This window comes from Aeromonas sp. QDB25 (assembly GCF_027707725.1).
Classification (GTDB): Bacteria; Pseudomonadota; Gammaproteobacteria; order Enterobacterales; family Aeromonadaceae; genus Aeromonas; species Aeromonas caviae.
The window spans coordinates 1-6029 of the sequence record NZ_JAPCIZ010000131.1; the positions used below are offsets into that span (position 1 = coordinate 1).

A 6029-nucleotide genomic window follows, 5' to 3' on the forward strand; every position below is an offset into this window, starting at 1 on the left:
CGCTGCCCACAGGAGTGGTTGAGGGCCGTGGTCAGGGCGTGCATCGAGAAGACAGATTATCCCATCCCGGCAGAACTGATGCCGTCAACCCCGTCCTGGTGAATAGATACCAAAAACGAATGGAGCCCCTAAATAGAAAAAATATGAAAATCCGAGAATTATATTTGGCAAAACCACATACAAGCCATGATACTTTGATAAATTCAAATAATATAATAAAAAAACAATAATAAGTAAGCTACCAATAAGTCCACCTTCAACTATAGATGTAACAATATGAATGTGTGAGTATATATTGTTTAGATAAAGCGGGGAATTACCTAGCCCTACACCAAGTAATAAAGACGATAAGTCTGCATCACTTAGATAATGAAAGAACGCTTGCAATATAAACAGTTTACTAACAAAACTCCCATCATTAAAAAATGAAGACAATATATAGAATGCTGCAGGAAAAAGACCCCCCATCAAAAATACCAACTTGCCCCTCAAGCTCAACTTTTTGTTAAGCAGAAACATTGAAATTATGACCGAGAAAATAGCAGATCTAGATAAACATGATAACAATATAACAAGAATGATTAATCGCAAAATTGTGGTATTAACAAAAAATCGTTTAGAACAATAATCCAATAAAAAAAATAACGACACGCATACAATAGCTACAGTATTTGAGTCAGCAAACATAACCGTACTAAATTTATACATATAAAAAGCATATTCAGTACCCTGCACCGCCTCCAGAGCTTCTGATGTTGGCATTGCGGGATTTAAAATTCGATACAACGAATCTACAACTAGAATCACCACAATATATTTAGCTGAATTTATAATGGCATTCAATATTGTTGCTATCGAAAAATAACGATATAAACTTACAATGGTATAAAATGAAAATATCCCGCAAAAAAAGTTTATATATGTAGAGTAGCTATTTGAAAACAATACTGTATTCAGTAAAAAATATGCAGCAACCAATATGCTCAATATTAATCCCGCCACACTAACCTTGTTATTATTACGCACTAACATCAATAACAAAAGAGAACTCAATACCGGCTGAAAAATGTAGACGGGGCTGAATTGCGTTAACTTAGCCATATAAAAGACACTAGTCAAAATCAATAAAAACAATAGGTGTTGACTTTTAATTAACACATTGCCACCACATAAATAAGTTATATATGGAAATTATATACTTCTATACAAAGAAATATATTCATTAAACATTCTCGTTGCAGATGCAAGATATGTTGCCTTAGATTGAGGGTCTAATCTACGGTTGGATAATATATCAAGCTTATTTAGAAAGTCATCTTTCGAGCCAAGTTGATAGCACTCTATAGCATCCCCCAAAAATGCCTTCAACTCCAGATGCGGCTCAATATTGCTTAATAGCGCTCTCTTTCCTACCAATATTGCCTCTAAAACACTTAATGGAAAACCTTCTGCCAAAGATGTTGAAACCAAAATATCGCTATCTAATATGTAAGATGCGGGGTTATCAACATGCCCCATAAATTTTATATTCTGAAAAGGACTCAATAAATCATTATAATACTCAAACTCAGGCCCATTACCACATACAGTCAAAGAATATTTTTCATGAAAATCTAACTTTGCATTTAAAAAAAAAGTAGCAAGCTCTGAAAAATTTTTTCTTTTAATCAATCTACCCAAAAAAAACAATCGTACTGGTTTTAAATCATAGTTTATAGATATAGCTATCGAATCGTGCAATCCAACAATGCTGACACCATTACGAATCGTTGTGCACTCAATATTTTTGCAGTGAAGATGTTGACTAACAGACGAAGAACACCCAATAACTGATGTTAATTTTTTTAAGAGAAAATAATGAAACTTAGAAAGCCAAAAACCTTTGAGCTTTCCATACTCCATTGGATAGTCTTCATCAGGATAATTATGGACTGTTGATAAAGACTTCAAGCAATTAAAACTTAAAACCTTACATACATAGTTATACATATCTGGGAAAAATCCATGAGAGTGACAAATATCAAACTTATTGGACTTTAAGAACTTACGGATCCATAACAATGATAAAAATGGAATCCTGAAATTAGGAACAAATAAGGTTCTGCAATTTTCAAATATGAAGTCAGATTTTTTCCGCAAACATAAAACTGTAAATTTTACTTCATCATTACTATTCGCTTTAGTTAAATATTTAACAACATTTACAGGACCCGCATTATCATTTGATGGCACAATTAATAAAACATTCACTTGCCAGACCTCCAAATAATTATTTTAGCCCTGATCCTGCAATACATATATTGAGCCTGATAAGGTGAAGCAATTGCAGACATCAAAAAAAGGATATACTTCATAGCGCCACTGCTTAATATAGCCCTTTTACATAAAGCATTTGACAAAGAATGTAATTTGAAAAAGGTTGAGTTGTTAATATATTTTGTGAAACTCCCACTATCTGTACACTCAATACCAAACCTCAACCTTTCATTATATAACTGGCGAACAAAGTTGAATGCAAGACGCTGTGATACGCCAAAAAGAGTTGATGTTGAACCATCCCTAATACGAATTTTCATACCGACATAGTTAGGAATATTTGCAAATTTATATCCGCTTGTAATCATTCTTAGCAAAAAATCATAGTCCTCAACAGAGGGAAAGCGATAACCATTAAGATGCTTATAAACTGATGCTCGACACAACCATATATGAGATACTGGCGGACAAAAATAAGCCATTTTATTCAATATGTCAAAATTCTCAGGGAAGCGATTAAATGCACCGGTTGAATGACCACTGTCATTTATTGTTTCAAGATCGCAACCGACCAAGTCCACACAGGGATGCTGAAGAAGATAATTAACTTGTCTTTCTATACGGTCAGGATAAGCAATATCATCACCATCAATCCTGGCAATAAACTCACCAGAAGCATAGCTTAATGCCTTGTTCAAGGAATATACTATTTTTTTGTTTTTCGAGTTTCTTAGAATTTTAATTTTTTTATTTTTAGAAAAGTTATCAATCAATACTCTATAGGTGTCATCTGTTGATGAGTCATCAACTATAATTAGTTCAAAATCCTGATAAGTTTGATTTAGAATTGAATTGACCGCATCTAGTATATAATTACTGACATTATATACTGGCATTATCACACTAACAGTTGGTGATTTTTCATTCATAGAAATTAGGCCATTAATCGTTTAATATCAAGCTGCAACCAAAGTATTCACAAGCAATTTCTCTTTTAATCCCGGAGAAAGTTAATACGCAACCATTTCCATAAATCATAGGAATACTTATAAATAAACAAAAGATTGCACCGCTTCAAAAAATAAGCGATTTTTAATATTTTAAAACTTGACTTAAATATTTTCCCATTGATATCTGGATATAAATCGAATGCAAGTTTAATTCTATCTATTTCATTATGATAGTGCAATGCAAACTGTAATTTCACACCAAGTTTAAACACTTCTAGTTCGTTAGAATATAAACTTAATCGCCCATTATCTACTAGATAGTGCTCAGTCAGCATTACAATTCCAATCAAATCTTCAAGTGCTTTTTTACTATAGCTTTTAGTTAAAGCATTTTCATTTATTTTATTATAATGATAAAGAGGGGTGTTTATATGGATAACATTTCTTGCATTATTGAAAACTAAAAATGTAACAAGAAAATCCTCCCCCATATCGTATTCATCATAAAAACGTATCCCATTCTCATGAAATAAATTTGCTTTTACCAACTTATTCCAACAGGAATTAGACACATGTCCTAGCAATAGATTTTTAACACATACAGGACCTTCACTAGCTACCTTCTCACAAACAACATGTGTTTTGTTATAACTTTCAACGAAATAATCGCACACAGCAACATCTGCATCACATGAAATAGCTTTACTATATAAATTTTCCAACCAATTAAGTTCAACCCAATCGTCACTATCCAAATGTATTATATAATCACCTGTAGCTAATTCCATACCTTGAGCACGAGTAGCTGCGACACCGCGATTCTCACGACTAATGAGAATTACTTGACTATACCTTTCAGGATAACGAGAAATTACTTTCTCAATTACGTGCCGTGAGTTATCTTTTGAACCATCATCAATAATTATAACTTGTATATCATCTAGAGTCTGTTCCATTAAGCTGACTATTGCTCGTTCAACATACAACTCGGCATTATAAACAGGAACAATTACAGATACTTTAGGTATAGGAGAGGAGGAAATATTTTGATTATGCATTTTCTCACTTCTTATTTAGTGCTTGAGCCATAAACGAAAACGCAAGTAACTGTTGTTTAGCCTTAAAGGCATTAACTTTAGCAAAATCAATTGCATCATTAATAATGTCGATACTCACGTCATCTTTACTAAACACAAGCCTAGACTCAAGACCGAATAATTTAAGGATCGAAGTAAAGCGCGCCAACCCTCGGTCACGATTGCCTATAGCAATAAAGGGTTTATTAAAAATAATAGAAAACGCAACACCGTGAAATGAATCGGTAACCACGTATTCAGCATCCATAAATCCACGTAGCCATTGTGTCACTGGTGGATATACTCCACTATCTCCAGGCATAACAGTAAACGGCATCAGGCCACGCTCATTCGCTACTAACTGAATAATCTCCTGTTTTTCTGGTGCCTTGTCGAGTACATACACCATCATATTGCCATTATTTCTAGGAATTCTATCTTGCTCAACTAACTTGCAATATACCTCTTTATCCAATAATAGCGTTGGATCTATGACATGCTGTGCTTGAGTACCAAACTTCTGCAGGCACAGTTCAACCGCACTGTCTTCGCGGACTCCAACAGCATCAAATCGCTGCAGTAATGAAGCATACTCGGCTAATTGAGCAATACTAAATTCATCACAATTATCTACCCCAAATGAAGCAGCATAAGCAATGCGTTTTACATTATCATTTTTGTCTAAAAATGATAAAAAGAATGCAGGCATACCTGGAGAGTATGCCGGTCGCCATACCTGATCACTACCCACTATATAGGCATCAAACTTATACTGTTTTATATAAGATAACTCAGTTATATTATATATATCTTGAGTTGTGCGAATATGTTCTGCAGTAAACCGATTTGTATGCTGTCCAATCTCACGTTTTTTTTCATCACTTAAAGGAAAAATACTCTTCATTGGCCGACGGAGAATATATTTTCTAACGATGTTTCCAATAACCTGTTTAAGTCCAAAAAAACGAACTTGCTTCGACAAACCGAAGTTTATAGTTATAACATCATGCCCACACTGTTTTAGATAGTACTGTAGAGCAAACGCCTGCAATAAACCACCGTAGTTATTATGAAGTGGTTGAGTTAGAATTCCGATTTTCATTTGGCAAGCACCCTTTTAACTCTTTTAATAATAGCTCGCTGATAATGGCTGATTTTGGTAAACAACTTTAGCCAGTACAGCGTTTTATACATTGCATTATCAAAATCTGCAGCATTTTTCGTTTGAGACCAAACAATCAAGCTTTTCTTTCTCGCATGCATTCGCAATGAATGCACTATTTTTAATAATACGGATAAACGATTCTCAGCGAAACGTTTGGAAGGTATGGCATGTGAGTAATCTTTGTTAGCATTAATTCGATATAAGAGCCCATCATGACGATGGTTAAAGCTACCTTGTTGAGATTCAATCAATTTATCTGGATGTATCTCTTCTATTACCAATGAGCCTTTCATCATCCCTGTTTGAATGATTTCATCAGCAAGCCGAGACCTAGTTACGATTACATTAGTTCCACGTCCATCATTTGAGTAAGGAGCCAACCACGCATCACCTAAAGAGATATCTGCAAGCTCCGTGGTTACGTCATCACAGAAATCGCATGCATTCGCTTTAAAAAGACCAGTCCCCCACCTGTCTCTTGATCAGATCTTGATCCCCTGCGCCATCAGATCCTTGGCGGCAAGAAAACCCTCCATTTTACTTTGCAGGGCTTCCCAGCCTTCCCAGAGGGCGCCCCAGCTG

5 protein-coding genes and 1 pseudogene are annotated in these 6029 nt (G+C 34.8%); all 6 read right to left on the bottom strand.

Annotated elements, in window-relative coordinates:
* Positions 1-84: 84 nt before the first annotated feature.
* Complete coding sequence (locus PG883_RS22365) at positions 85-1101, bottom strand: hypothetical protein (RefSeq protein WP_270808246.1); 1017 nt, start codon at positions 1099-1101, stop codon at positions 85-87.
* A gap of 90 nt (positions 1102-1191) precedes the next feature.
* Positions 1192-2250 (bottom strand): glycosyltransferase family 4 protein, encoded by a 1059-nt coding sequence (locus PG883_RS22370; protein WP_216986861.1) that lies wholly within the window; start codon positions 2248-2250, stop codon positions 1192-1194.
* Positions 2247-3185 (bottom strand): glycosyltransferase family 2 protein, encoded by a 939-nt coding sequence (locus PG883_RS22375; RefSeq protein WP_270808248.1) that lies wholly within the window; start codon positions 3183-3185, stop codon positions 2247-2249. The genes PG883_RS22370 and PG883_RS22375 overlap by 4 nt, the downstream gene beginning before the upstream one ends.
* A gap of 65 nt (positions 3186-3250) precedes the next feature.
* Positions 3251-4264 carry a glycosyltransferase family 2 protein gene (locus tag PG883_RS22380; RefSeq protein ID WP_216986859.1) on the bottom strand — a complete coding sequence of 338 codons (1014 nt, stop codon included), beginning with the start codon at positions 4262-4264 and terminating at the stop codon, positions 3251-3253.
* A 4-nt stretch (positions 4265-4268) separates the two neighbouring features.
* On the bottom strand, positions 4269-5384 hold the full coding sequence (locus tag PG883_RS22385; protein WP_216986858.1) for a polysaccharide pyruvyl transferase family protein: 1116 nt from the start codon (positions 5382-5384) through the stop codon (positions 4269-4271).
* Positions 5381-5890, bottom strand: a pseudogene (locus PG883_RS22390) (Coenzyme F420 hydrogenase/dehydrogenase, beta subunit C-terminal domain); the annotation flags it as partial. The pseudogene PG883_RS22390 and the gene PG883_RS22385, both read right to left, overlap by 4 nt.
* Between the last annotated feature and the right edge of the window lie 139 nt (positions 5891-6029).

Excerpts from the sequence above, each read along its gene's own strand:
- PG883_RS22375 (WP_270808248.1), bottom strand. The coding sequence starts at position 3,185 with ATGAATGAAAAATCACCAACTGTTAGTGTGATAATGCCAGTATATAAT.
- PG883_RS22380 (WP_216986859.1), bottom strand. The coding sequence starts at position 4,264 with ATGCATAATCAAAATATTTCCTCCTCTCCTATACCTAAAGTATCTGTA.
- PG883_RS22385 (WP_216986858.1), bottom strand. The coding sequence starts at position 5,384 with ATGAAAATCGGAATTCTAACTCAACCACTTCATAATAACTACGGTGGT.
- PG883_RS22365 (WP_270808246.1), bottom strand. The coding sequence starts at position 1,101 with ATGGCTAAGTTAACGCAATTCAGCCCCGTCTACATTTTTCAGCCGGTA.